Annotated in this window: 17 protein-coding genes and 1 pseudogene; 11 read left to right on the plus strand and 7 right to left on the minus strand. The window is 73.9% G+C overall.

The genetic code is table 11. The features are described from left to right. Positions 1–9: 9 nt before the first annotated feature. Both HC362_RS04120 and HC362_RS04125 read right to left on the minus strand, forming a co-directional pair. On the minus strand, positions 10–1,236 hold the full coding sequence (locus HC362_RS04120) for a galactosyltransferase-related protein (RefSeq protein ID WP_243082403.1): 1,227 nt from the start codon (positions 1,234–1,236) through the stop codon (positions 10–12). Positions 1,237–1,675: 439 nt separating this feature from the next. Beyond that, entirely contained in the window at positions 1,676–2,356 is a 681-nt protein-coding gene (locus tag HC362_RS04125; protein WP_243082404.1) for a LuxR C-terminal-related transcriptional regulator, read from the minus strand. Positions 2,357–2,642: 286 nt separating this feature from the next. Here HC362_RS04125 and HC362_RS04130 point away from each other — a divergent pair, with 286 nt between their 5' ends. From HC362_RS04130 to HC362_RS35025, 9 genes and pseudogenes are all read left to right on the plus strand, one after another. Further along, positions 2,643–4,487: a hypothetical protein gene (locus HC362_RS04130; RefSeq protein ID WP_243082405.1), complete on the plus strand. Its 1,845-nt coding sequence runs from the start codon at positions 2,643–2,645 to the stop codon at positions 4,485–4,487. Positions 4,488–4,729: 242 nt separating this feature from the next. Next, positions 4,730–5,935: a glycosyltransferase gene (locus tag HC362_RS04135; RefSeq protein WP_243082406.1), complete on the plus strand. Its 1,206-nt coding sequence runs from the start codon at positions 4,730–4,732 to the stop codon at positions 5,933–5,935. After that, on the plus strand, positions 5,932–7,521 hold the full coding sequence (locus HC362_RS04140) for an exopolysaccharide biosynthesis polyprenyl glycosylphosphotransferase (RefSeq protein WP_243082407.1): 1,590 nt from the start codon (positions 5,932–5,934) through the stop codon (positions 7,519–7,521). The genes HC362_RS04135 and HC362_RS04140 overlap by 4 nt, the downstream gene beginning before the upstream one ends. Then, positions 7,518–9,077, plus strand: coding sequence for an O-antigen ligase family protein (locus tag HC362_RS04145; RefSeq protein ID WP_347568416.1), 1,560 nt, complete (start codon positions 7,518–7,520; stop codon positions 9,075–9,077). Before HC362_RS04140 ends, HC362_RS04145 begins: the two co-directional genes overlap by 4 nt. Positions 9,078–9,118: 41 nt before the next feature. Beyond that, positions 9,119–10,948, plus strand: coding sequence for a lipid II flippase MurJ (locus HC362_RS04150; protein ID WP_243082408.1), 1,830 nt, complete (start codon positions 9,119–9,121; stop codon positions 10,946–10,948). After that, entirely contained in the window at positions 10,938–11,708 is a 771-nt protein-coding gene (locus tag HC362_RS04155) for a polysaccharide deacetylase family protein (protein ID WP_243082409.1), read from the plus strand. Before HC362_RS04150 ends, HC362_RS04155 begins: the two co-directional genes overlap by 11 nt. After that, positions 11,705–12,967: a glycosyltransferase gene (locus HC362_RS04160; protein ID WP_243082410.1), complete on the plus strand. Its 1,263-nt coding sequence runs from the start codon at positions 11,705–11,707 to the stop codon at positions 12,965–12,967. Before HC362_RS04155 ends, HC362_RS04160 begins: the two co-directional genes overlap by 4 nt. A gap of 16 nt (positions 12,968–12,983) precedes the next feature. Then, positions 12,984–13,778, plus strand: a complete 795-nt coding sequence (locus HC362_RS04165; RefSeq protein ID WP_243082411.1) for a hypothetical protein — start codon at positions 12,984–12,986, stop codon at positions 13,776–13,778. Between the two features lie 572 nt (positions 13,779–14,350). Continuing rightward, positions 14,351–14,797 (plus strand): annotated as a pseudogene (locus tag HC362_RS35025) (GNAT family N-acetyltransferase); the annotation flags it as partial. 47 nt (positions 14,798–14,844) lie between these two features. Here HC362_RS35025 and HC362_RS04175 read toward each other — a convergent pair. After that, the gene (locus HC362_RS04175; protein WP_243082412.1) at positions 14,845–16,203 is read right to left on the minus strand and encodes a glycosyl hydrolase; all 1,359 of its coding nucleotides are present in this window, start codon (positions 16,201–16,203) and stop codon (positions 14,845–14,847) included. Positions 16,204–16,397: 194 nt separating this feature from the next. Between HC362_RS04175 and HC362_RS04180 the strand changes: the two genes are divergently transcribed. Continuing rightward, positions 16,398–17,855 carry an ATP-grasp domain-containing protein gene (locus HC362_RS04180; RefSeq protein ID WP_243082413.1) on the plus strand — a complete coding sequence of 486 codons (1,458 nt, stop codon included), beginning with the start codon at positions 16,398–16,400 and terminating at the stop codon, positions 17,853–17,855. Then, positions 17,840–19,174: an NAD(P)-binding domain-containing protein gene (locus tag HC362_RS04185; RefSeq protein ID WP_243082414.1), complete on the plus strand. Its 1,335-nt coding sequence runs from the start codon at positions 17,840–17,842 to the stop codon at positions 19,172–19,174. The genes HC362_RS04180 and HC362_RS04185 overlap by 16 nt, the downstream gene beginning before the upstream one ends. A gap of 46 nt (positions 19,175–19,220) precedes the next feature. Here the strand turns inward: HC362_RS04185 and yicI are convergent, their stop codons facing one another. From yicI to HC362_RS04205, 4 genes are all read right to left on the minus strand, one after another. Next, positions 19,221–21,500 carry an alpha-xylosidase gene (yicI, locus tag HC362_RS04190; RefSeq protein ID WP_243082415.1) on the minus strand — a complete coding sequence of 760 codons (2,280 nt, stop codon included), beginning with the start codon at positions 21,498–21,500 and terminating at the stop codon, positions 19,221–19,223. Further along, the gene (locus HC362_RS04195) at positions 21,497–22,954 is read right to left on the minus strand and encodes a GH1 family beta-glucosidase (RefSeq protein WP_243082416.1); all 1,458 of its coding nucleotides are present in this window, start codon (positions 22,952–22,954) and stop codon (positions 21,497–21,499) included. The genes yicI and HC362_RS04195 overlap by 4 nt, the downstream gene beginning before the upstream one ends. Before the next feature lie 77 nt (positions 22,955–23,031). Further along, a complete protein-coding gene (locus HC362_RS04200; RefSeq protein WP_243088348.1) occupies positions 23,032–23,760 on the minus strand; it encodes a carbohydrate ABC transporter permease in 729 nt (242 codons plus the stop codon). A 164-nt stretch (positions 23,761–23,924) separates the two neighbouring features. Then, positions 23,925–24,887, minus strand: coding sequence for a sugar ABC transporter permease (locus HC362_RS04205; protein ID WP_243082417.1), 963 nt, complete (start codon positions 24,885–24,887; stop codon positions 23,925–23,927). Positions 24,888–24,894: the final 7 nt, after the last annotated feature.

The following is a 24,894-nucleotide window of genomic DNA, read 5'->3' on the forward strand; positions in this document are numbered from 1 at the left end:
GTGGCCCGCTCAACGCGGCTGCCGGGTGTGGAACTTGCTCAGGTCGCCGATCTCGGAGTCCGGCGGCCAGGTGCACCAGGGGAACGTCTCGTATGCGCCGGCTCCCGCGCCTTCGGCGTCGAACCAGTCGGTGGCCCGCGGGTGGTGCAGGTGGACCATGCGGTCACGGTGCCTGTCGAGGCCGCCGTGCAGGTCGGCCCGCCAGGCGAAGTCGTTGTCCGCGCCGCCCCAGCCGGCGGTGAAGCGCTCGTCGTAGCCGCCGATCCGGGTGAAGAGGCTCTCGCGCAGCCATACGCAGGCACCGGGCGTGCGGCGCAGGAAGACCCCGCGCAGCGCGTCCCTGTCCACCTCCGGGCGCCCTTCCAGGCAGCGCTCGGTGACCGCCTGGTGGCTGGAGGCCGCGTCCAGGTACAGCATGTCCTCGAACGGCCAGTGCGCCTGGGTGCCCGGTGCCCGGAACCGTTCGACGGCACGCTGCACGAAGCCGTGGTCGACCAGGATGTCGGCTTCCAGCACACAGATCAGCTCGGCGGGGCGTGCGCCGTGCACCACTCCGGCGTTGATGGTCCACGAGTAGTTGAACGGGCCGTGGTTCTCGGCGAAGAGGTAGGTGTCGCACCAGGGCGCGTACACGCTCTCCCAGCGCGGGCTGGAGTCGGCCTCCACCACAACGACCCGGTAGCGGTCGCGCGGGTGGCTCTGGTCGTTGAGCGCGTGCAGTACGGCGGCCAGATTGCGGGTGCGGTCCCCCTCCTCGCCGCGCTCGCGGAACGGGATGACCAGCGCGGCGTCCACCGGGCCCTCATGCCTGGCCGGTGGCCGCGCCGTACTCAGGATGCGCGTCGCGTCGGGTGCGCCGAGCCCGGCGGGCCGCTCGGTGCCGGTCTGCATCCGCAGCCTCGAGCAGGTCTCCGCCTCCCATACGAGGGCCGCCAGGCGTTCGGTCCGCGGCTCGGCCCCCGGGTGGTCGGCCGCGTACGCGAACCGGTCCGCCAGCAGCGCGGTCAGCCGGCGGCAGGCGGCGCTGTCGGCGGGGTCCTTGCCGACGGCCCCGGCCAGGGCGCGGATGTCCTCGCCGGGGACGGCCGAGACCGCCTCGGTGACGGCGTGGTGCGCCTTACGGGACCAGACCCAGAAGCCGGGGGCCGCCGACTGCGCGAACGGGTCGGCGACCAGGGCCACACTGCTGACGGCGGCATCCGCGAGGGTGGCGGGCTCCTGGTGCCTCCAGCTCATCGGCGCTGTCCTCTCGGCGGGGGTGGCGGGGTTCCGCGCGCAAGGCGCGCCTCCCTGCCGAAGGCTGGCGAGGCGTGCCACGCGAGAGCGCGGGATCAGCGGTCTTCGACGGCCGTGACCTGGTGCTCAGCCGAGCCGCGAGGCACATCCTGCTCTCCGCTTCGGACCGCCGACAGCCCCTGACGACCGCCCGCCCGGAGCAGTGCGGACGGGGGTAGCCGATCGGGTAGCCCCGGTGGTCGGGGCAGGGCATGCCGAACGGCCGGGCAGGGCCGTCGGGCGCCCGCCCGGCCGGACGGATTCCGGTTCCGTTCACACCGTTCACGCCGGCCGGGGCGCAGCTGGCAGGCGCCAGACGGCAGACGAGGCCGACGTACGGGAACGGCGGCACGTGGTGGCAGCCGCCCGTGGAGCCGAGCTCCCGCGCGGCGGCGCCGTGTCAGTCGATGAGCCCCAGTTTGATCGCGGTGACGACGGCCGCCGTCCGGTTGGCCGCGCCGAGCTTCAGCAGCACGCTGCTCACCAGCCGCTTCACCCCGTGCTCTGAGATCCGCAGATGGCGGGCGATCTGCTTGTTGCTGAGCCCGGCCACCAGGTGTGCCAGGACCTCGTGCTCGCGGGCCGTCAGCCGGACCCGGCGGGCGGGCAGCAGCGGGGCCGACTCCCCGGCGTGGCTGAGGAGTTGCCGTCCGAGGTGCAGCGGCATCGGCATCTCGTCGGCCGCGAGCTGCCGCAGCGCCCGGTCCAGGGCCGCGGCGGTCAGCTCCTCGCGCAGCAGGTAGCCGTCGGCCGGGAGCCGGGCGAGCGCCGAGTCGGACTCGGCGTCGACGGGGTCGAGGAGCATGAGGGTGCGCAGCCCCTGCGGGGTGTGGCGCAGGCGTCCGAGGGAGCCGGACGCGCTGTTGGAGCTGGAGAGGACGAGTACGTGGAATCTGTCCCGGGCCAGGGCCCGTTCCAGCGCGCCCAGGTGAGTGAACGTTTCCGCACGCTCGACGGCCGCCAGGCCCGGCAGCATGGCCTGGAGCCCGAATCTGAGGAGTTCCGCCTCGACATGGACGGCGACGGCCAGCCGGGTCCCGGTGCGACCGCTGGTGTCCGGCTGTTCCTTGATCTCGGTCATGCGTTCACCCAATCCCCGTGTAAGGCCACTTCGCCGAAGTGCGGTAGTGGTCTAGTCCTGACTGCCGCGAGCGATGATCCCGCAGAGTCGGGCCCCAGGGAAGCGAGTTGACTCGAGCGACCGCTGGTGTTCCGCGCCCTCATGGTGACGCCTGGTGCCGTACCGCGCCACGGCGACCTCCGCTCCCGGCCCGCTACCGGCCTCCCATTCCGGAACGGCCCGGGCTCCGCCGCCCCGGCCTCCAACCGGCCACAGTACAGGCTCAGTTGACGTAGACCGTACGTAGATGCCGCGTAGTTCGGCGTTCCGCCTCTGGTCTGCCGTCCAATGCCGCGCTCTGCTGGTGGGAACCGTACTCACCGGACACAGCCGCACCGGAGTGCGCAGCCAGACCGGCAGCCCCGGCAGCGGCAGATCGGGGCGTGACATGACGGCACCGGAACCCCCCTCCGCACCCGAACCGACCCCCGCACCCGAACCCTCCCCCACACCGTCCACCGCCACGGCACCACCCTCCGCCGCGGCAGCGGCGACCGCCTCGGGGCGCGCCGAGCCTGGGGCGCCCTACACCGACCCCACTCTGGGCATCCCCGTGACCACCTCCTGGCGCGGCGAGCCCCGCAACCGGCTGGTGACCATCGGGGACTCCCTCACCCAGGGCTTCCAGAGCTGCGCCGCCTTCCAGACGGAGCTGTCGTACCCGGCGATCATCGCGCACGAGCTCGGCTGGGCCGAGCACTTCCGCCACCCCTCCTTCGACGGCTGCGGCGGGCTCCCGCTCAATCTGGAGATGCTGCTGCGCGACATCGAGGACCACTGCGGCCCGGCCATCGACTGGTGGGACACGCCCTCGGCGCTGTTCAGGGCGCGCCGCTTCATGGACAAGGTGGAGGACTACTGGGAGCGCGGCGCCGGGTGCGCCCCGGTCTCGAACACCGCCATCAACCACAACCTGGCCGTCTTCGGCTGGGACCTGCGGGACGCGCTGGACAAGTCGGCGGACGTGTGCCGCAAGATGATCGGCACTCCCAGCGACGACCTGGTGCTCCAGGTGGTTGGCAATCCGGGGGAGCGTGCCGCGCTGCGCACGCTCCCCACCAGGCCACCGGCCGCGGGGGCGCTCACCCAGGTGACGGCTGCCGCCGAGCTGGGCGAGCAGACCGGCGGCAGCCGGCACGGCGAGGCGACCGAGGACGGCGAGCGCGAGGCCGACCCGGACCACGGCATCGAGACGCTGATCGTCTTCCTGGGCGCCAACAACGCGCTCTCCTCCGTCGTCGAGCTGAAGGTCGTCTGGAGCGGGGAGGGCTACGACGACCTGCGGACCAAGGCGCGGTTCACGGTCTGGCGGCCCGAGCACTTCGCGTCGGAGCTGCGGCAACTGGCCGACGCGGTGGGGCGGATCAGGGCGCGGCACGTGATCTGGTGCACCGTTCCGCATGTCACCATCGCCCCGATCGCACGCGGTGTGCACGGCAAGGCCGAGCGGGGCTCCCGCTACTTCCCGTACTACACCCGTCCCTGGATCGCCGACAGCGCCTTCGATCCGGAGTGCGACCCGCATCTGACCGGGGAGCAGGCCCGCGCGGTGGACGAGGCGATCGACCAGTACAACGACGCGATGGCCGAGGTGGTGCGCGGGGCGCGGCGCGGCGGTCGCGACTGGTATCTGCTGGATGCCGCCGGGCTGCTGGACCGGCTGGCCTGCCGCCGCTACTACGAGGACGAGGAGGCGCGGCCGCGCTGGTGGACTCCCTACCCGCTCCCCCGCGAGCTGGCGGGCCTCGACCCGGTGCCCAACTCGCGGTTCCTGCTGAGCGACGGTGACCGGCGCAGCGACGGCGGGCTGTTCTCGCTGGACGGCGTCCACCCCACGACGGTGGCCTACGGCATCCTCGCCCAGGAGCTGATCGAGGTGATGCGGCGAGCCGGCGTGGAGTTCCGCACGCCGTACGGCGGACAGCCGCGCACCGGCCCTGTGCGGGTGAACTTCACCCGGCTGATGCGCCGCGACACCCTCATCAACCGCCCGCCCGCCAATGTCACCTCGGGCCTGCACGCCATCGGCTGGGCCGACGAGGCGCTGGACGTGCTGGCCAGGGCACTGCGCTTCGGCCGCCGGGGGAAGTAGCGCCACCCCGGGAGGGATGACGATAGGTAAAGCTGAATATCGGCAGGTACGCAGATCGGTCGGTAGGGAAGTCGACCGGTAAGGACATCGGGTGGTAGCCACGGCGAAGGCCCCCGGCGGCCGCGCCCGCCAGACGTGCGACCACTCGGTGAAAACCGGACGATAACCGGCGCGTCGCCTCATGTTCGACAGTCGGATTTTGTCAAGGTCACTCTGCTTCATCTCGGGAGGCGGAGTCGTCCATGCCTGAATTCCCGGCACAGCGCACCCCACCGTTCGGCAGCGAGTCGCGGGCGCTGATGACCGTTCTGCACCTGGCCCAGCCCGTCGAAGGTGGCGTGGCCCAGGTGGTCACCGACCTCGCGAGGGCCCAGGCCCGGGCGGGACTGCACGTCGTCGTCGGCTGCCCCGAGGGCGGCCGGCTCACGCGCGCGGCATCGGCGGCCGGAGCCAGGACCGCTCACTGGCCGGCGGTACGCGAGCCCGGGGTGGGGGTGGTCGCCGAGGTGTACGGCGTACGACGCCTGGTCCGGGCCGTACGTCCCGACCTGGTGCACGCGCACAGCGCCAAGGCCGGGCTGGCCGCGAGGCTCGCACTGCGCGGCAGAGTGCCCACCGTCTACCAGCCGCACGCCTGGTCCTTCGAGGCCGCGACGGGGCGCACCGCACGGCTGGCCCGTGCCTGGGAGCGGTACGCGGCCCGGTGGGCGGACCGGGTGCTGTGTGTGAGCGAGGCCGAACGGGACACCGGCACGGCAGCCGGCGTCCGCGCCCGCTGGGCCGTGGTGCGCAACGGCGTCGACGCCTCGCACTTCACCCCGCGCGGCGCCCGGCAGCCGGACGGCTGTCCCGCCTTGCGGCCCGACGGCCGGACGGTGCTGGTGGTGTGTGTCGGGCGGCTGTGCGAACAGAAGGGCCAGCGCACCCTGTTGGCCGCCTGGCCGCGCGTCACGGCTCGAGTGCCGCACGCGCGGCTCGTCCTGGTCGGTGACGGCCCCGACCGGGAGGCGCTGCGCCGCACGGCACCGCCCGGGGTGGTTTTCGCGGGCGCCACCGACGCGGTGGCCGACTGGTACGCCGCCGCCGACCTGGTGGTGCTGCCCTCGCTGTGGGAGGGCATGGCCCTCACCCCGCTGGAGGCGATGGCCTGCGCCCGTCCGGTGCTCGTCAGTGATGTGGCCGGGTCACGCGAACTGCTGCCCCCCGGCCAGGAGACCAGTTGCCTGGTGCCACCCGGCGACCCGGTCGCGCTCGCGGACGCCGTGGTGCGGCTGGCTCTCGACGAGAGCCTGCGCGCCGAACTGGCCGCCGCCGCCTGCGCACACGTACGGGCCGGATTCGACGTACACACCACGACGGCCGCCGTGCTGGAGCTGTACCGGGAGGTGCTACGGCAACGGGGCTCCCTGGTGGACGTTCCGGCTGCGGAGCGGGCCGGTGCCCGATGACCACGCAGAGCGCGGACAGCGCCCCGAACCCGCGGAGCGTCGCCGAACCGGACCGGACGGCCGCCGAGAGCACGGCACACATCGCTTCCCTGCTGCCCCGCCCGGGGGCCGGTACGGACCACGCGGCGCAGGAGCAGGCCGAGGGCGCACGGGAGGTGACGGCCCCTTCGGTACCTTCGGCTCGCGGGCCGGTGCCCGGGACGGCGCCCCCGGCCGCTGCCCGGCGCCGCCCGGGCCCGGCGCTGCCACTGGTCGCCGCCGATGTGGCGGGGACCGCGGTGGCCGCCCTGGCCTGTGCGGAGCCGGACGGTGCGGCGCTGCTGCTGGCACCGGTCTGCGCGAGCCTCACGGCGCTGTGTGCGCGGGCGGGCCTCTACCGTCCCCGGCTGGACCCGCAGGCGCTGGACGAACTCCCGGCGCTCAGCAGGCGGGTGGCGATCGCCTGGTGCGTCGGCGTCACGGTGCTGGCCGCCTGCGACCGCACCGGAACGCTGAGCCTGACCGGCCTGCTGGCGGGAATCGCCGCCAGTGCGGTACTGGCCTGCACGGGCCGCGCCCTGGTGCACGGGCTCCGCCGCCGCCGGGGACGCAGCAGGCCGCGCGCCGCGCTGATCGTCGGCCAGGGGGAGCCGGCGTATGCCGTGACCGCCGCGCTCGCACAGCAGCGCAGATACGGGCTGCGGCCCGTGGCGCTGGTGGTGCCGGACGGCGGGGCCCCGGCTGGGCGGTCTCCGCTACCGGTCGTCACCGCTCTGGACGAGGTGGCGCGCACGGTGACCGGCAGTGCCGTACGGGACGCCGTCTTCGTCCGGTCCCCCTGGGAGGACCCGCACACCGCCGGGCTGGCCGCGCTGCTGGGTGCGAACGGGGTGACCGGCTGGCTGGTACGTCCCGGCTGCGCGCTGGGAGCGCACGGCGGGCACGCCCTCGCGGTTGGCGAGCGCTCCCTCCAGACCCATCTGTGGGGCTTCTCCTGCCACCGGCTGGCTCTGGAGTGCCCCCGCCCCCGCACCGGCCGCCGCAAACGGCTGCTGGACATCGCACTGGCTGCGCCCGCGCTGCTGCTGGCGGCACCGGTGATGGCGGGCTGCGCCCTGGCGGTACGGCTGCTGGACGGTCCCGGTGTGCTCTTCAGGCAGGAGCGAATCGGACAGGACGGACGCCCGTTCGCGCTGCTGAAGTTCCGCACCGTGCGGCACAGCGACGAGCACGAGGCGGCGACCCGGTGGACCGTCGCGGGGGACGCGCGCACCAGCCACGTCGGCAGGCTGCTGCGCCGCACCTCGCTGGATGAGCTGCCGCAGCTGTGGAACGTGCTGCGGGGTGATATGAGCCTGGTGGGACCCCGCCCTGAACGCCCCTACTTCGTCGGGAAGTTCAGCGACAGGTACCCCGGTTACGCGCAGCGGCACCGCGCGCCTGTCGGCATCACCGGCCTGGCACAGGTGCACGGGCTGCGCGGCGACACCTCCATCGCGGACCGTGCCAGGTTCGACAACCACTACATCGAGACCTGGTCGCTGTGGCAGGACGTGCGGATCATCTGCCGTACGGCAACCTCCTTCTTCCGGCTGGAGGGCCGGTGAGCGGGCCCGCCGGCAGCGCAGCCCTGTTGACGCCGGCCCGCCGGGGCGCGGCGGTCCGAGCGCAGCCGCACGGCGGCACGCGCGGCCGCGGCACCCCCGGCGGCGGCCCTGGCAGCTACTGGGCGCTGCCGCGCGGACCGGTGGTGCCGGTCCTTGTGACGGTGCTGCTGCTGTGCGCCCCGGCCGGCGGCGCCGGGGCGGCCGGGCACGGCGGTGTGACGCTCGCGGACCTGTGCTCGGGCGTACTGGTGCTGTGGTGCGCGCTCGGGCTGCTGCGCCCACCGGCGCACCGGACGGCCGGGCGGGTCGGGCCGCGTGCGCTGACACCGCTCGCCGCGGTCGTACTGGGCGTACCCGCCGCGGCGTTCGCCGTGACGACGATCGCCTCGGCGGACCCGGCGGCGAGCCTGCCCGGCTTCGTGCGCTACCTCCAGCTCTTCGTCCTGGTGCCGGGCGCGGTGCTGCTGTCGCTGCGGGACGCCCGGGACGTGCGGCTGATGTGCGCTGCGGTGGTGCTGCTGGCACTGGTCGAGGGCGGGGTCGGCGTCGTACAGGCCCTCACCGGCAACGGCGCCTCCTACCAGGGCGAGAACGTGCGCGCTGTGGGCACCTTCGGCCCGCTGGATGTGATGGGCATGGCCACCGCCGTCTCGTACGGACTGGTGACGGCCCTGGCGTGCGGGCTCCATCCGCCGGCCGGCGCGCCACGGTGGCTGCGCCCCTGCGCGCTGGGCAGCGCCGCCGCGCTCGTCGTACCGCTCGCCCTCTCCTACAGCCGGGGTGCCTGGATCGCGACGGCTTCGGCGGTCCTGCTGCTGCTCGCGCTGCGCGGGGTGCGTACGACGGTGTGCGTGCTGGCCGCCGTCGCCGCCACCGGCATGGTGCTGGTCGGCGGCTTCGGGCTGGCCACCCAGGAGCTGTCCCAGCGGGCCCGCAGCATCACCGAGGTCTCGGACTCGCCCGACCGCTCGGTGACGGACCGGTACACCCTGTGGGGTGCGGCCCTGGACATCTGGCGGGAGGCCCCCGTCACCGGCGTCGGCCCCAAGGAGTTCCCCGAACACCGGGATGCGCACGCCGCGTTGGAACTGTCATCCGGCAGCGACACGGCTGGCGCGGGAGTGCCTTTCCAGCGGGAACCGCTGCTGTCACCGCACAACATGTATCTGCTGGTGCTCAGCGAGCAGGGCCTGGTGGGCACCGTGGCGCTCATGGGCTCCTGGGGGGTGCTGCTGGTCCGCGGTGGACGGCGCCTGGTCGATGCCCGGCGCGGCGGTCCCGGCTGCCGCGCGACCGACTGCGGAGCGGTGGCCGCCGGACTGCTGGTGTGGCAGAGCGTGGACTTCCTCTACGGAGACATCGGCGGCCCCTCGACGGTACTCACGGCCCTGGTGCTGGGGTCGGCCACCTGGTGGGCGCTGTCACCGGCGGTCGAGCAGACCGCTGACGGCACGAGTGACGGGACGGTTGAACGGGCGGCTGACGGGACGGCTGCCCGGACGGCTGCCTGGTGGCACCGGGGCCGCGCGCCGAAGGCGGACGGGGGCCCACGATGACCCGCCGCCTTCCCGCTCCTCCGGCCCCGGCCGGCGCGCACATGACCGGCACTCCCCCGGCAGCCGGGACATCGTCGAAGCCGGCGACTTCGCCGCCGGCGGGGGCATCGGCGGCGGCCAAGACGTCGCCAGCAGCCAAGACGTCGGCGGCGGACGGGGAGCCCGGGGCGGGGCGGTCGGCCGGCTCCGGTGCGCAGTCGCCGCGGCTCGGGCGGTTCCTGGCCCGGGCCGCGGCCGTGACCGCCGGGCTCACCGCCGCCGGGTCGCTGTGCGGGCTGCTGCGGGACCAGGCCATCGCGCGGCTCTTCGGCGCCGACGCCGGCACGGACGCCTTCCTCGTCGCCTGGACCGTGCCCGAACTGGCCGCCACCTTGCTGATCGAGGACGCCATGGCGCTCGTCCTCGTCCCCGCCTTCAGCCTCGCTCTCTCCCGCCGGGCGGCCCGGCAGGTGCCTGGCCCGGAAGCGATGGAGCCCGTGCACGCGGACCCGGTGCGCGCGTTGGTGGCGGGCACCCTGCCCCGGCTCTCGCTCCTGCTCGCCTGCGTCGCGGGCTTCCTGGTGCTGACCGCCCCGTGGGCCGTACAGGTGCTGGCGCCCGGTCTGCCCGATACCGGCACCGCGGTCGACTGCCTCCGGCTGACGGCGCTCACGGTGCTGACCTTCGGCCTCGCCGGGTACTTCAGTGCGGCGCTGCGGGCCCACCGGCACTTCGTGGCGCCCGCCGCCATCTACCTCGCCTACAACGCCGGGATCATCGCGGTGATGTTCGCCGGGCACGGGCTGTGGGGGGTGCGGGCCGCCGCGCTGGGGGTCGCCGTCGGCGGGGCACTGATGGTGCTCATCCAGCTTCCCGCCTTCCTGGGCCGGTTGCCCGCCGACGCCAAGAGCCGCACCGGGAACCGCGCCGAGAACCGCGCCAAGAGCCGCGCCAAGAGCCGCGCCAGGAATCCGGGGCGGGGCGGGGCGGGGATGCCGGAGGCCGCACGCACCGGTGCGTTCGTCGGTCTCGGTGTGCTCGCTCCGATCGTCACGTTCACGGTGAGCCGGCAGTCGCAGGTCCTCTTCGAACGGTTCGTCGCCTCCGGCCTGCCCTCGGGAGCCATCTCGCACCTCAACTACGCGCAGAAGGTGGCCCAACTGCCGATGGTGCTCTCCTTGATGGTGTGCACCGTCACGTTCCCCGTGGTGGCGCGTGCCATGGCCGACGGCGACGCCGAGGCGGCCCGGCGCCGGGTGGAGCGCGACCTGACGCTGGCGGGGATCGTGGTGCTGCTGGGCGCCGCCTATGTGATCGCCTGCGCACCGCAGCTCGTCGCGCTGCTCTTCGAGCGCGGCGCCTTCGACGGGCGGGACACCGCCGCCACCGCCGCCGTGATGCGGGTGTACGCCTGCGGACTGCTGGGGCACAGCATGGTCGGCGCGCTGGTGCGGCCGTTCTTCTCCGGCCGCCGCCCGCCCTGGTACCCGGCCGCCGCGATGGGCGCCGGGCTGGCGGTGACCGTCGGCGCCGGAGTGCCGGCCGCCGCCGGCTGGGGCGTCCTGGGCATCGCCGCGGCCAACGCGCTGGGCATCACCGTCAGTGCGGCCCTGCTGCTGCACGGGCTCGGTGCCCGGGTGGTGGCCATCGACGTGCCCCGGGTGACGGCCGGGCTGCTGCGGCTGCTGGTCGCCGCCGGCGCTGCCACCGCCGCCGGGTGGGCCGCCGCCGGGTGGGCCGCCACCGGGTCGTCGCACATGCCGCTCGCCGGAGCGTTCGTGGGCGGCGGCGTCGTCCTGGCCGTCTTCGTGGCCGTCGGGCTGCTGGTGGGAGCGCCGGAGCTGCCGCGGCTGTTCGCCATCGTCAAACGGAGGATCGCCCATGCCCGCTGACACCACGACACGAGCGCCCTGGCTGCTGATGTACCACTCGGTCGCCGAGTGCCCCGAGGACCCGTACGGCATCACCGTCTCACCGGCGCGGCTGGAGCGGCAGCTGCGCTGGCTGCGCGACCGCGGGCTGCGTGGGGTGAGCGTCGGGCGGCTGCTGCGGGAGAGCGCGGCAGGGCGGGGCGCCGGTCTGGTGGGCCTCACCTTCGACGACGGCTACGCCGACTTCCTGACCGCCGCAGTGCCCCTGCTGCTGCGGTACGAGTGCACAGCGACCGCGTTCGTCCTGCCGGGGCGGCTCGGCGGCGCCAACGACTGGGACGGGCTCGGCCCGCGCAAGCCGCTGCTGGACGCGGCCGGCATCCGCGCCGTCGCCGCCGCGGGGATGGAGATCGGCTCGCACGGGCTGACCCACACCGATCTGACGACGGCGGAAGCCACCACCCTGGAGCGCGAGACGGCACACAGCCGCAGCCTGCTGACCGAGCTCACCGGAACGGCACCGGCCGGCTTCTGCTACCCGTACGGGAGGCTCGACAGCAGGGCCGTCGGAGCGGTGCGGGCCGCCGGCTACAGCTACGCGTGCGCCATCGACCCGGGTCCGCTCACCGGTGTCCACGCGCTGCCCCGCGCCTACGTCGGCTCCCGGGACACCTCCGTGCGGCTGTATCTGAAGAAGGTGCTGCACCCGCTGCGCCGCAGGGCGCTGCCCGCAGCCTGGGCGCCCGGGGACGCCGCGGGCCGGGAGGGTGTGCGCGGATGAGAGTGCTGCACATCATCACCGGGCTCGACATCGGCGGCGCCGAGGAGCAGTTGCGGCTGCTGCTGCGCCACCTGCCGGGGCACTCCGTGCACAGCGAGGTCGTCACGCTCACCGCACCGGGCGCCGTGGCGCGGGGCATCAGCGCCGACGGCACCCGCGTGACCCACCTGGGCATGGCGGGCAACCGTGACCTGGGGGCCCTGCCCCGGCTGGTGCGGCTGGTGCGCTCCGGAAACCACGACCTGGTGCACACCCATCTGTACCGGGCCTGTGTCTACGGCAGGATCGCGGCGCGGCTGGCCGGGGTGCGCCACGTGGTGGCCACCGAGCACTCGCTGGGCGAGCACCTGCTGGAGGGCCGTCGCCTCACCCCCGCGGTGCGGGCTCTCTATCTGGCCACCGAACGGCTCGGCAGCGCCACCGTCGCCGTCTCCGGCACCGTCGCCGCACGGCTGCGCAGCTGGGGTGTTCCGGCGGCGCGACTGCACACCGTGCCCAACGGCGTCGACGCCGCCCGCTTCCGCTTCGATCCGGCGGTCCGCGCCACCGTCCGGCGCCGACTGGGCCTGGCCGACGACGACTTCGTGGTGGCCGGGGTCGGCCGCCTGGTGCCGGGCAAGCGCTTCGATGCGCTGGTCGACGCTGTTGCCGCGGTACCCGGTGCCCGGCTGGTGCTGGCCGGGGAGGGCCCGGAGCGCGCGGCCCTGCGGGCGCGCGCCGAGGCGGCCGGTGCCGCCGACCGGGTGCTGCTGCCGGGAGCGTGCGCGGGCGGACTGGGCGCGGTGCCGGGACCGGCCGAGCACGGCGGCCCGGCTCCCGGGGCGCCGGACGTGCCCGGAGTGCTCGCGGCCGCCGATGTGTTCGTCTCGCCGTCCCCCGAGGAGTCCTTCGGGCTGGCGGTGGTCGAAGCGCTCGCGGCCGGGCTGCCGGTGCTGTACGCCGCCTGCCCAGCGGTCGAGGACCTGCCGCCGGGTCAGGCACCGGGAGCGCGGCGGTTCCCGGCTTCCCCGGGCGGACTGGCGAGGGAGCTGTACGCGATGCGGACGGCCGGACCGGTGCGGCTGCCGGTGCCGGACGCGGTGCGCCACTACGACGTCGCGCACTGCGCGGAGCGTCTCGCACAGGTCTACCGCGCGGCGCTCGGCCGCCCCTGCGCCCCCATGGCAGCCACGCCGACCGTGCCGGCCACGTCGACCACGTCGGCCGCGACAGCAGCCACGCCGGCCGTGTCTGCCACGACAGCCACGACAGTCCCCTGACGACGAGGTGAGTTCCATGTCCAAGGCCGCACCCGGAAAGGCGGCACCGGCCTCCGAGAGCGCAGCCGAGCCCCACAGCGCCGTGCAGCCCGCGACCGCCGCGCAGCCCGACAGCGCCGCACCGGAGGCCGCGCCGGACGCGGTGGAGGCGCCCCGGCGGCGCACCCGGCGACGCCGGGTGCCCAGGTGGTGGCCGCTACCGGTGTGTGTGGCGCTGGGCGCGCTCGGCGGTGCCGGATACGCGACCGGCGCTGAGCCGGCGTACGAGGCCACCAGCTATGTCCTTGTCTCGCCCGGCCCGCATGCCGAGGCCGCGTCGGCGCTCGGCTACGCGCAGGCGTACGGGAAGATCGCCACGGACGCCTTCGTGCTGGGCGCGGCCGAGGCCCGCTCGGGGCTGCCGCGCGGGGCGCTGCGCTCCCGGGTGCGCGCGGGCGCCTCGCCGGACGCTCCGATGGTGCGGATCACCGGGAGCGCCCCCCGGCCGGGCGAGGCGGCCCGATACGCCGACGCGGTGGCCCGCGCCCTGACCGGTACGGCGAAGAAGTCGGCCGAGAAGACCGGCGTCCGGCTGACCGTCGTCTCGAAGGCCGCCCCGTCCGCCGGTCCGGTCTCGCCCTCGGTGCCGATCGCCCTGTCGGTAGGGGTGAGTGCGGGCGGGCTGCTGGGCGGGCTGGCGCTGCTGGCGCGCCCGCAGCGCCGCGAACCCGCTGGGGCGGCCACGGTGCCGGGGCCCGCCCAGGCCGGCGCCGGCAGCGGCAGCGGCGGCACCACCGCGCGGCCGGCCGCCGAGTTGGAGGGCTCCCGATGACCTCCCCGCCGGCGCCGCCCACCCGCCGCAGGCTGGCCGGTCCCGTGCTGTCGCCGTGGCGCGGCGGGCGGGGTGACGCTTCCGGGCAGCCGCCCGTCCGGCTGACGGCGACGCTGTGCCGGTCCGAGGAGCAGTTCGCCGCGCTGGCGGCCGACTGGGAGGCGCTGCGCTCCCGCAACCGGTCGGCGACGCCGTTCCAGAGCCACGCCTGGCTGTGGTCGTGGTGGCGGTCCTACGGGCGCCGGGGCAGGCTGCGCGTCGTCCTGGTCCGGGAGAACGGCCGACTGGTCGCGGCCGCTCCGCTGATGCTCGTGCACCGGCCGCTGCCCGTACTGGTCACCCTCGGCGGCAGCATCTCCGACTACCAGGACGTGCTGCTGGACGACAGCTGTCCGCGCGCTGCCGGAGCGCTGGCACGAGCCCTCCACACGGCCTTCCGCAGTGCCGTTGTGGATCTGCGGGAGGTGCGCCCCGGCGGTGCCGCCGAGCGGCTGTACGCGGCCTGGCCAGGGGTGAGCAGATGCCTGGCCGACTCGGTCTGCCTCGAACTGCCCGGCGTCCCCATGGCGGAGATGCTGCGCCGGCTGGCGCCCGCCAGCGCCAAGCGCACCCGGCGCAAGCTGCGCCGTATCGACCAGCTCGGCATCGAGGCGCACGACGTGACGGGCGAGCGCGTGCCCGAGGCGGTGCGCACCATGCTCCGGCTGCACGAGCGGCAGTGGCGCGGCAAGGGTGTCACTCCCGAGCATCTGCGGGCCCGCTTCGGGTCCCATCTGGTGCGTGCCACGGCGACCTTGGTCGAGGGCGGGGACGCGGCCGTGACCGAGTACCGGATCGACGGCCGAGTGGCCGCCTGCGACGTCGCCTTCACCTCCCCTGATCTGGTGTGCGGGTATCTGTACGGGGCTGATCCCCAGCTGCGGGAACAGCGGGTGGACATCGCGACGATGCTGCTGCGGCACGACGCGCAGTACGCGGCCGCCACCGGGCGGGGCACGCTGAGCCTGCTGCGCGGCACCGAGCCGTACAAGCTGCGCTGGCACCCGGTGACCGCCGCCAACCGGCGCTATCTGCTGGCGCGCAGGGAGCTGGCCCCCGCGCTGGCGCTGCTCGCATCCCAGGTGGCTGTCCGCGAGCTGGCGGCGGGTGCGCTGCGCGAGCGGCCGGGGGTCGCCGCGGTCCGTGCCGCGCTGGGCCGCCGGTGACGGCGGCGCGGCGCCCGGGCCGGGTCCGACGCAGGCTGTCCAGGCAGAGCGCGCAGCCAGTCGAGCCGTACGCAGTAGTCACCCAAGCGCCAGCAGCGCTCCCACCAGTGCGGCGGCCTGGAGGACAGCTCCGCCCGGTACGCCGCCGAGGAGGCCGGGTTGTCCCGGCAGCGCCACACGCCGTGCGGGCAGTAGTCGCTGACCGTCTGGTAGAGCGGCCGGTACCGGTCCATCCAGGCGAGCATCCCTCGGACGTACTCGGCGTTGTCCCCGTTGCGGAACAGCCCCCACTCCGGGTACGAGACGGGTTTGCGGTGCCGGGCCGCGAAGTCGACGTGCGCCTGGAGTCCGTACGGTTCGCGCACCTGCTGGTAGAAGGACATGCCGGCCGGCTGGTCGTAGGCGTCCATTCCGAGCACGTCGACCACGTCGTCGCCCGGGTAGCAGCGGGTCCAGGGGATCGCGTCCCGGCCGCGGCTGGGTGCGAAGTCGAAACGGAACCGCTGCCCCGGCACGGAGCGCATGGTGGTGACGATCCGGCGCCAGTACGCCTTCCATGCCACGGGGTCGGGCCCGCAGCGGTGCGTGTAGGTGGTGCCGTTCATCTCCCAGCCCAGCACCAGGACGGTGTCCTCGAGCCGCTGGTGCACCAGCCGATTCGCCAGGGTGCGGTAGTGGCGGTCGAAGCGCCCGGCAGCGCCCGCGCGCAGCAGTGCCCGTACCCGCCGATCGGGCAGTCCGGGCTCATTGTGGTCGGCCATCGGCACGTTGAGCACCAGCAGCCGGCCGGGAGCCGCGTGCCGCCAGCGCGCCCACGGTGCCAGGAAGTCGGGCCGGCCCTCGATGTCGGTCCACAGGCGCCCGGGCAGGTAGGTGCGCCCCGCGCGCAGCCGGGTGCCGCCGAGCCAGTGCTCCATGCCGCGGATGCGGTGCACCCCCTCGGGGCCGGAGCCGAGGAAGGCGCCCACCAGGGGGTCTTCGGCGGGGACCGGTGCGGAAGGGGAGGCGGGAGAGGCGGAGGCGGAGGGCGCGGGAGTCGACGCGGAGGGCGTCGGGGGCCGAGCGGGGCGCTCATCCGGTCCGGTCGCGGGGCGGGGGCCGGTTCCGGTTGCGGAGCCGGGTGCGCCGACCGGCAGGACGGTGCAGGAGGCCAGCAGTCCCGTGGCGACGGCTCCCGCGCACAGGGCCGCCCTGATCCGCTCGTGTCGGTGGGTCCGCATGGCTCCTCCTGATCGTTCCCGTGCCGTCGCCCGTTCCGGGGTCCCGGCTCGTCCCGGGGCTGCGGCCCCGTCCGGGGTTCCGGCTCCGGGCGGCCATTGGTCCGGTTTTCCGATGACTTGTCAGCAGAAATACTGATGACAGGTCATCAGGATTGTCGCTCCGCCTGTCCGTTCCACGCCTGAAGGACATGCCCATGCCGTCGTTCGCCACGGATGTTCCCGCCCTGCTGCTGCGCCTCGATCCGAACCCGTACCATCACGGCACCCTGGGCGCCGCACGGTCACTGGGACGCGCGGGGATCGAGGTGCACGCCCTGCTCGGCTCCGTGCGCGGCCCAGTGGGCACAACGCGCTTCCTGCGCCGTGTGCACAGCCTGCCGCGCTTCCGGGCGCGCAGCCTGCCGCTCACCGGAACCGACCGCACCGGCCGCACCGGCGGCCCGGCCCGCTACGGTCCGGCGGGAACGGTGTCCGACGCGCAGCTGGAGAGCGCACTGACCGAGATCTCCGCCGAACTCGGCAGGCCCGCCGTGCTGCTGCCGCTGGACGACCACGGGGCGATCGCCGCAGCGCGGCTGGCACCCCGGCTCGCCGGACGCTATCTGCTGCCCGCCGTCGAGCCGTCGCTGCCCGCCCGGCTCGCGGACAAGGCGGAGCTGGCCGCTGTCTGCGCCCGCGCCGGAATCGCGCACCCCGCCACCGTGCTGCCCGGCAGTGCAGGGGAGGCGGGTCGCGAGGCCGTCGCGCTGGGACTGCCGGTGGTGGCCAAGTGGAGCCGCCCCTGGCTGCTGCCGCCCGGCCTGCGCAGTACCTCGCTGGTCCGTACGCGGGCGGAGGCGGTGCGGCTGTTCGAGCGAACCGAAGAGGCGGGCAGCGCCCTGCTGTTCCAGCGGCGGCTGCCCCACGCACCGGGAGCCGACTGGTTCTTCCACGGGTACGCGGTGGGCGGTGGCAGGTTCCTGATCGGCGGCGCCGGGCGCAAGGAGCGGGCCTGGCCGCCGCACACCGGTCTGACAGCCGTGGGCCGCTGGCTGCCCAGCCCGGCCGTCGAAGAGGCGGCGGAGCGCCTGACCGCGGCCCTGGACTACCGCGGCATCCTCGACCTCGACTTCCGGCTCGACCCGGCGACGGGCGTCCACCACCTGGTGGACTTCAACCCGCGGCCCGGCGCGCAGTTCCGGCTCTTCACGGACGAGTGGGGCCTGGATGTGGTGCGCGCCCAGCATCTGCACCTGACCGGGCGTGCCGTACCGGGGGCAGTCTCCGGCCCGCGTCCCGCAGAGCCGCGCGGCGGGCCCGGCCGGGTCTTCGTGGTGGAGAACTACGCGCTGCTCGCCACGCTGCTGGGCCCGCGCCCGCCCGGCCCGGCAGCAGGGCAGCCGGGGCGCGCTCCTGTGGAGCGTGCCTGGTTCGCCGCCGACGACCCGCTGCCCTTCGCCGCGATGGTCGCGGGCTGGCTGGGGCGCTGCCTCGGCCAGGCGCTGCGCGCCACGAGTCCGGCCAGGGCCGCCGGGATGCAGGCGAGGGCCGTACCACCCGGTGCGCGGGACGTGTCAGGCGCGCAGCCCGTGTCCGGTGCGCAGACCCCGCACGTACGACACCACGAACCCTCACAGCACGCAGAGAGAAGGAACCCATGTACGACCTCGTAGTGGTGGGAGCCGGTCCCTACGGACTGTCCATCGCCTCGCACGCCGCGGCGGCGGGTCTGCGCCTGCGGGTGCTCGGCAGGCCGATGGCCTCCTGGCGGGACCACATGCCACGCGGAATGTTCCTCAAGTCCGAGCCGAGCGCCTCGGCCCTCTCCGATCCGGAGGGCGCCCACACGCTCACCGCCTACTGCGCCGACCGTGGTGTCGAGGTGGGGCACGGCCGGCCGCTGCCGCTGGACACCTTCACCGAGTACGGCACCTGGTTCGGCAGACACGCGGCGCCCCCGGCGGAGGAGCTGACGGTCACGCAGATCATTCCGCACTCCTCCGGCTTCCGGATCCGCACGGCACAGGGTGAGCAGCTCACGACCCGGACCGTCGCGCTGGCCATCGGCGTACTGCCGTTCGCACACCGGCCGGCCGCCCTGCGCGGCCTCCCCCGCGAGCTGGTCTCGCACAGCACCGACCACCGCGATCTGAGCCGGTTCCGGGGCAAGGACGTCACCGTGGTCGGCGCCGGGCAGGCGGCGCTGGAGACGGCGACGCTGCTGGCCGAGGAGGGGGCCGAGCCCCGGCTGGTGGCCCGCGCGCCCCGCCTCCACTGGAACGCGACGCCGAAGCCGCTGGAGCGCAACCGGATCGCCGCACTGGTCGACCCGCACAGCGCGCTCGGCACCGGCTGGCCGACCTGGGTGTGGTCGCGGAAGCCCGGCACGGTACGGCGGCTGCCGCCTGCGGTACGGCTGCACATCGCCCGGCACGCCCTCGGCCCGGCGGGCGCGTGGTGGCTGCGGGAGCGGTTCGAGCCGGCCGTGCGGACGCTGCTGGGCCACACCATCACAGCGGCGGACCGCACGGGTGGCGGTGTCGGGAAGGTCGGCGACGGTCCCGCCGAGCGGGTGCGGCTGTGGCTGAAGGGCTCGGACGGTACGGCGCGGACCCTGGAGACCGCCCACGTGGTGGCGGCGACCGGTTTCGTCCCGGACCTGTTCCGGCTCGGGCTGCTGGACTCCACCCTGCGGGAGACACTGCGCCGGGTCGGCAACAGCGGAGCGCCCTGGGTGGGACAGGACTTCGAGTCCTCGCACCCCGGGCTGTTCTTCGCCGGGCTGCTGACGGCGCCTTCGTTCGGCCCGGCGATGCGCTTTGTGCACGGCGCCGGCTTCACGGCGCCGCGCCTGGTCGAGGGGGTCCTTCGGCATGTGACAGCCCGGAGTGCCGGGGTGGCCCAGCCTGTGCGGCAGCAGCCCGCGCGGGTTCGCGTGCCGCGGGCTGCCGCCGCCGAGTCGGTGCCCCGCGAGGTGAGAGCCGGGCGGTGAGGGGGTGCCCCGGCGTAGGGGCTGCCCCCACCATGCCGGGTACGCGTTATGGGAGCTGTGTCGTGAGGGTCCTGGTGCCGGCGGGGGCTGTCACCAGGGGGCCCTCGCCGGTGCGGAGGTGCCAGGGGCCCGGGGCCCCCGTGGCCTCAACCGTGATGCGGGAGCCCTCACGTGTCGTACGGAACACGGCGTCGGCTCCGCCAGGGCGCGGCACCCGCGTGGTGACCGTACAACCATCGGCGAGCCCAGGAACGCGCAGCGTCACCCCGTGCGCCCAGTCGTAGTCGGCGCACCCGTCCCGTTCGCCCCAGGGGAGCACGGCCCCGGGCCGCACCAGCAGCGGCAGGCTGTCGAAGCCGTGGCGCTCCTGCCGCCAGCCGGGGCCCCGGACCCGCTCGCCGGACAGCAGGTGGGTCCACTCGCCGTCGGGTACGTAGTACTCCACGGTGCCGTCGGCGGTGAAGACGGGGGCCACCAGCAGGTCGTCGCCGAGCATGTACTGCCGGTCGAGGGTCTGGCACGCGGGATCGTCGGGAAAGTCCAGCAGCATGGCCCGCATCACGGGTGTGCCCGCCTCGGCGGCCTGCCGTGCCGCGGCGTAGAGGTACGGCATCAGGCGGTGCTTGAGGCGCGTGAAGTCGCGGGTGACGGTGACGGCTTCCTCGTCGTAGGCCCACGGCACCCGGTAGGACGTGCTGCCGTGCAGCCGGCTGTGCGAGGAGAGCAGCCCGAACTGCACCCAGCGCTTGAACAGCGCCGGATCGGGGTCCCCTTCGAAGCCGCCGATGTCGTGGCTCCAGAAGCCGAATCCGGACAGGCCGAGCGAGAGGCCGCCGCGCAGCGACTCGGCCATGGCGCCGAAGGTGGACTCGCAGTCGCCGCCCCAGTGGACGGGGTACTGCTGGCCGCCCGCCGTGGCGGAGCGCGCGAAGAGCACGGCCTCGCCCTCGCCGCGCTCCTCGGTGAGGGTCTCGAAGACGGTGCGGTTGTACAGCTGGGTGTAGTAGTTGTGCATCCGCTCCGGGTCGGAGCCGTCGTGCCAGACGACATCGGTGGGCACCCGTTCGCCGAAGTCGGTCTTGAAGCAGTCGACGCCCTGCCCGAGCAGCCCGCGCAGCTTGTCCGCGTACCAGGCGCGCGCCTCGGGGTGGGTGAAGTCGACCAGGCCCATGCCCGCCTGCCACAGGTCCCACTGCCATACGCTGCCGTCCGGCCGCCGCACGAGGTAGCCGAGCCGGGCCGCCTCGTCGAACAGCGGGGACTTCTGGGCGATGTAGGGGTTGATCCATACGCAGATCCGCAGCTCCTGCTCGTCCTTGAGCCGGCGCAGCATGCCCTCCGGGTCGGGGAAGACCTCCGGGTCCCAGGTGAAGTCGCACCACTGGTAGGCGCGCATCCAGAAGCAGTCGAAGTGGAAGACTCCCAGCGGGATGTCGCGTTCGGCCATGCCGCGCACGAAGCCGCTGACGGTCTCCTCGTCGTAGGCGGTGGTGAAGGAGGTGGACAGCCACAGTCCGAAGGACCAGGCCGGGGGCAGCGGCGGGCGGCCGGTGAGGGCCGTGTAGCGGGCGAGGATCTCCTTGGGTGTGGGGCCGTGGATGACGTAGTACTCCAACGTCTGGTCCTCGACGCTGAACTGCACCTGGCCGACGGCCTCCGAGCCGACCTCGTAGGAGACCTTGCCGGGGTGGTTGACGAAGACGCCGTAGCCCCGGTTTGTGAGGTGGAACGGGACGTTCTTGTACGCCTGTTCGCTGGCGGTGCCGCCGTCCGCCTGCCAGATGTCGACGCTCTGCCCGTTGCGGACGAACGGGGTGAAGCGTTCCCCGAGTCCGTAGACGAGTTCGCCGACGCCCAGTGAGAGCTGGGCGAGGGAGTGGTGGGTGCCGTCGGGTGTGGTGGCGTAGCCGGTGCCGCGCGCCTCGACGGAGGTGAGGGTGCGGCCGTCGGCGGTGAAGTCCAGCCGGTACGGGCCCGCCGTGTCGACCCGCAGCGCCAGTCCGCCGCTGGTCATCTCGAGCAGGCTGCCGTCGCGGGTGACCTTGCCGGCCGCGGTGTCGTCCTGCCCGTGCCGCAGCGCGAAGTGCGGGCCCCGGTCGGGGGTTCCGGCGTGGTGGGTGACGCGGACGCCGATCACCCCTTCGGCCGGTGCGAAGCACTCCACGGTCAGCAGGGGGCCGTTGAGGGTGTCGCCCCGGTGCCGGATGTGCCGTACGGGAGCGTAGAGGGTGAAACGGTCGTCGCTGATGCGGGTGTCGGCGATCTCGGTGGCGTACGACGCCTGGACGCCGTCGCGCATCAGCCAGTAGCCGTCGGTGAACTTCATCGGGCGGCCTGCCCTCCATTTTCTTCAACTGGTGCGGTCGGTGTGTGCTGCGCGCGGTGAGCGGCGATCAGGTCGCGGTACCAGTGGAAGCTGTCCTTGGGGAGGCGCTGCTGGGTCGGGTAGTCGACGCGGATCAGGCCGAAGCGCTGCCCGTAGCCTCGGGCCCATTCGAAGTTGTCCAGCAGCGACCACACGTAGTAGCCGCGCACGTCCACGCCTGCCCGGATCGCCTCGGCGACGGCGGCCAGATGGGCGCGCAGGTAGTCGATGCGGTCGGTGTCGTGCACCCGCCCGTCAGGGGCGACGCTGTCGGCCTCGGCCGAACCGTTCTCGGTGATCAGCAGCGGCGGCAGCGCCGGGTAGCGGGCCGCGAGGTCCGTCAGCAGAGCGGTGAAGGCGGGCGGGTCGACGGGCCAGCCCATGGTGGTGTGGCGTACGTCGTCGCGTGGGCACTCGGCGACGCGGATGTCGGTGGCGGTACGGGTGAGGGGGTCCGGGTCGCGGTAGGGAGCGTCGGTGACGGTGATCGGGCGGTAGTAGTTGACGCCGAGGAAGTCCAGCTGTGCCCCGATCAGCTCCAGATCGCCGTCCCGCCGCCAGGATCCGTCGGCCTGCGGCCCCCACGTCTCCGCCTCGCCGCGCGGGTAGCGTCCGGCGAACAGCGGATCGAGCCAGGTCTCGTTGTGCAGCGTCTCGGCCCGGCGTACGGCGGCCGCGTCGGCGGCGGAGCCGGTGGCGGGCAGCAGCCGGTCGGGGTTGAGGGTGATGCCCGCCTGCTGGACGCCTGCCGCGCGCAGGGCGCGTACGGCGAGACCGTGTCCGACCAGGAGGTGGTGCGCCGCGGCCAGCGCTCCACGCCCCTCCCGCGCGCCGGGTGCGTGCCGGCCGGTGGCGTAGCCCAGGAAGGCGCTGCAGAACGGCTCGTTGAGGGTGATCCAGCGGGGTATCCGGTCGCCGAGCCGGGCGGCGACCAGCGCGGTGTACTCGGCGAACCGCTCGGCCGTCTCCCGTATCCGCCAGCCGCCCCGGTCCTCCAGCGCCTGCGGCAGGTCCCAGTGGTAGAGCGTGGCGGCGGGAGAGACGCCCGCTGCGAGCAATTCGTCGGTGAGCCGGTCGTAGAAGTCCATGCCACGCCGGTCGGCGGGGCCGTCTCCGGTGGGCTGCACGCGCGGCCAGGCCACGGAGAAGCGGTAACTGTCCACGCCCAGCTCCCGCAGGAGCGCGATGTCCTCCCGGTAGCGGTGGTAGTGGTCGCAGGCCACATCGCCGGTGGCGCCGCCCTCGATCCGGCCGGGCTCACGGCAGTAGGTGTCCCAGATGGAGGGGCCGCGTCCGTCCTCGTCGTGCGCCCCCTCGATCTGGTAGGCGGCGGTGGCGGTACCGAAGACGAAGTCCTCCGGGAGGTCCGGCAGGGGCGGATCGGGCGCACGGCGGCCCGGGGCAGGGGAACTCATCAGGATGAACAGCCTCACTTGCTCTGAGTGCGGGGGCAGCGACAGCGACTCGCGGCTACGACCCGGTGGCCTGGGGCCTACTTGACGGACCCACCGGTGATCCCGGCGGCGATGTACTTCTGCGCGACGACCAGCAGCACCGCCGCCGGGACCGCGGACAGCCCGGCGGTGGCCATGACGGCTCCCCAGTCGCTGACGTGGGCGCCCACGAACTGGTAGATGCCGAGCGTGACCGGCTTGACGTCGTCGGTGGTGTTGAGGGTGAGGGCGAACATGAAGTCCGACCAAGCGAACAGGAACGTGAACAGGCCCGCCGTGATCAGCGCGTTGCGGCTCATCGGCAGGACGACGCGTACGAACGCGGTGAATCTGTTCGCGCCGTCCACCAGCGCCGCCTCCACCACTTCGCCGGGGATGGACACCATGAAGGCGCGCAGCAGCACGATGGAGAACGGCAGCCCGAGCGAGGCGTCGGCCAGGATCAGTCCGAGGTAGGAGTTGACCAGGCGCAGCTCGGCGTAGGCGCTGTAGAGCGCGTTGGCGATGACGATGCCCGGCACCATCTGGGTGATGAGCGTGGTGAAGACGACGGCCTGTCCGCCGCGCAGCGAGAACTGCGCGAGCCCGTAGGCGGCGGGAGCCGCCAGCGCCAGGCAGACCGCGACGGCGCCCAGCGCGACGCCGAGGCTGGTGAGCAGCGAACCGCCCTGGCTGTCCAGCGCCTTGCGGAAGCTGTCGAGCCCGGGGTCGGTTGGGAACCAGTCCACGTCGATACCGGAGGACGGCTGGAGCGCGGTGACCAGCATCCAGTAGACGGGGAAGAGCAGCACGGCGAGGATCAGCAGCGCGGCGGCGGTGTTCCAGGCGCCGCGCGCCTTGCGGACGGTTGCCGGAGCGGTGCCGCGGCCGGTTGCGGGTGCCGTGCCGGTTCCCGGTGCCGTGCGGGCTGCGGTGGTCGGGGTCATGGTGCTCACTTCCCGTTGCCGAAGTCGGTGCGGTTGGCGCGCAGGTAGAGGACCGCGAAGACCGCGCTGATCAGGATCAGGACGTTGCCGACCACGGCGCCCTGGCCGAAGTCGAGGCGCAGGAACGACAGCTGGTAGGTGACGGTGCCCAGCGTCTGGGTGGCGTCGGCGGGGCCGCCCGAGGTGAGGGCGAGGATCAGGTCGAGGATCTTCACCGTCGACATGAAGCCCAGCACGAGGACGACGGTGATCACCGGCCGCAGCATCGGCAGCGTGACGGAGCGGAAGACCCGCCAGGGCCCGGCGCCGTCCAGCGAGGCCGCCTCGTACAGATCGCGGGGTATCTCCTGCAGACCCCCGTAGAGGATCACCATGTTGAACGGGATGCCGATCCAGATGTTGACCAGTACCGCCGACAGCAGCGCCACGCTCGGGCTGCTCAGCCAGGGCACACCGCCGTCGGTCAGCCCCAGTGTCTTCAGGGCCGCGTTGAGGACGCCGTGCTCCTGGTCGAGGATGCGCCGCCACACCACGGCGGCCACCACCATCGGCACCAGCCACGGCAGCAGCAGCACCGCCCGTACGAAGCGGGAGAGGCGGAAGCGGCGGGAGAAGAAGACCGCCAGCGCCAGCCCGAGGGTGAACTGGCCCAGCAGCGAGCCCGCCGTGAACAGCGCCGTGTGCCACAGCGCGTCGGTGAACAGCGGGTCGGAGAACACGGCGCGCCAGTTGTCGAGGCCGTTGAAGGGAGCCTCGCCGGTGAAGTAGGTGGTGGGCGTGTAGTGCTGGAAACTCATCAGCACGTTGCGCACCAGCGGATAGCCGAAGAACGCGGCCATGTAGAGCAGCGCGGGCGCGATGAACAGCCAGCGCAGCAGTGCGGTGCGGCGGCTCCCTGCCCGGCTCGGCGTGGCCTTCGGCACGTCCGCGGGCGGGGTGGTCACGGAAGGGGCTGTGGCGGTACTCATATCGGCT

Origin of the sequence: Streptomyces sp. 891-h (assembly GCF_022760275.1) — a bacterium.
Taxonomy (GTDB): domain Bacteria; phylum Actinomycetota; class Actinomycetes; order Streptomycetales; family Streptomycetaceae; genus Streptomyces; species Streptomyces spirodelae.

Excerpts from the sequence above, each read along its gene's own strand:
- HC362_RS04120 (WP_243082403.1), bottom strand. The coding sequence starts at position 1,236 with ATGAGCTGGAGGCACCAGGAGCCCGCCACCCTCGCGGATGCCGCCGTC.
- HC362_RS04125 (WP_243082404.1), bottom strand. The coding sequence starts at position 2,356 with ATGACCGAGATCAAGGAACAGCCGGACACCAGCGGTCGCACCGGGACC.
- HC362_RS04130 (WP_243082405.1), top strand. The coding sequence starts at position 2,643 with ATGCCGCGTAGTTCGGCGTTCCGCCTCTGGTCTGCCGTCCAATGCCGC.
- HC362_RS04135 (WP_243082406.1), top strand. The coding sequence starts at position 4,730 with ATGCCTGAATTCCCGGCACAGCGCACCCCACCGTTCGGCAGCGAGTCG.
- HC362_RS04140 (WP_243082407.1), top strand. The coding sequence starts at position 5,932 with ATGACCACGCAGAGCGCGGACAGCGCCCCGAACCCGCGGAGCGTCGCC.
- HC362_RS04150 (WP_243082408.1), top strand. The coding sequence starts at position 9,119 with ATGACCGGCACTCCCCCGGCAGCCGGGACATCGTCGAAGCCGGCGACT.
- HC362_RS04155 (WP_243082409.1), top strand. The coding sequence starts at position 10,938 with ATGCCCGCTGACACCACGACACGAGCGCCCTGGCTGCTGATGTACCAC.
- HC362_RS04160 (WP_243082410.1), top strand. The coding sequence starts at position 11,705 with ATGAGAGTGCTGCACATCATCACCGGGCTCGACATCGGCGGCGCCGAG.
- HC362_RS04165 (WP_243082411.1), top strand. The coding sequence starts at position 12,984 with ATGTCCAAGGCCGCACCCGGAAAGGCGGCACCGGCCTCCGAGAGCGCA.
- HC362_RS04175 (WP_243082412.1), bottom strand. The coding sequence starts at position 16,203 with ATGCGGACCCACCGACACGAGCGGATCAGGGCGGCCCTGTGCGCGGGA.
- HC362_RS04180 (WP_243082413.1), top strand. The coding sequence starts at position 16,398 with ATGCCGTCGTTCGCCACGGATGTTCCCGCCCTGCTGCTGCGCCTCGAT.
- HC362_RS04185 (WP_243082414.1), top strand. The coding sequence starts at position 17,840 with ATGTACGACCTCGTAGTGGTGGGAGCCGGTCCCTACGGACTGTCCATC.
- yicI (WP_243082415.1), bottom strand. The coding sequence starts at position 21,500 with ATGAAGTTCACCGACGGCTACTGGCTGATGCGCGACGGCGTCCAGGCG.
- HC362_RS04195 (WP_243082416.1), bottom strand. The coding sequence starts at position 22,954 with ATGAGTTCCCCTGCCCCGGGCCGCCGTGCGCCCGATCCGCCCCTGCCG.
- HC362_RS04200 (WP_243088348.1), bottom strand. The coding sequence starts at position 23,760 with ATGCTGGTCACCGCGCTCCAGCCGTCCTCCGGTATCGACGTGGACTGG.
- HC362_RS04205 (WP_243082417.1), bottom strand. The coding sequence starts at position 24,887 with ATGAGTACCGCCACAGCCCCTTCCGTGACCACCCCGCCCGCGGACGTG.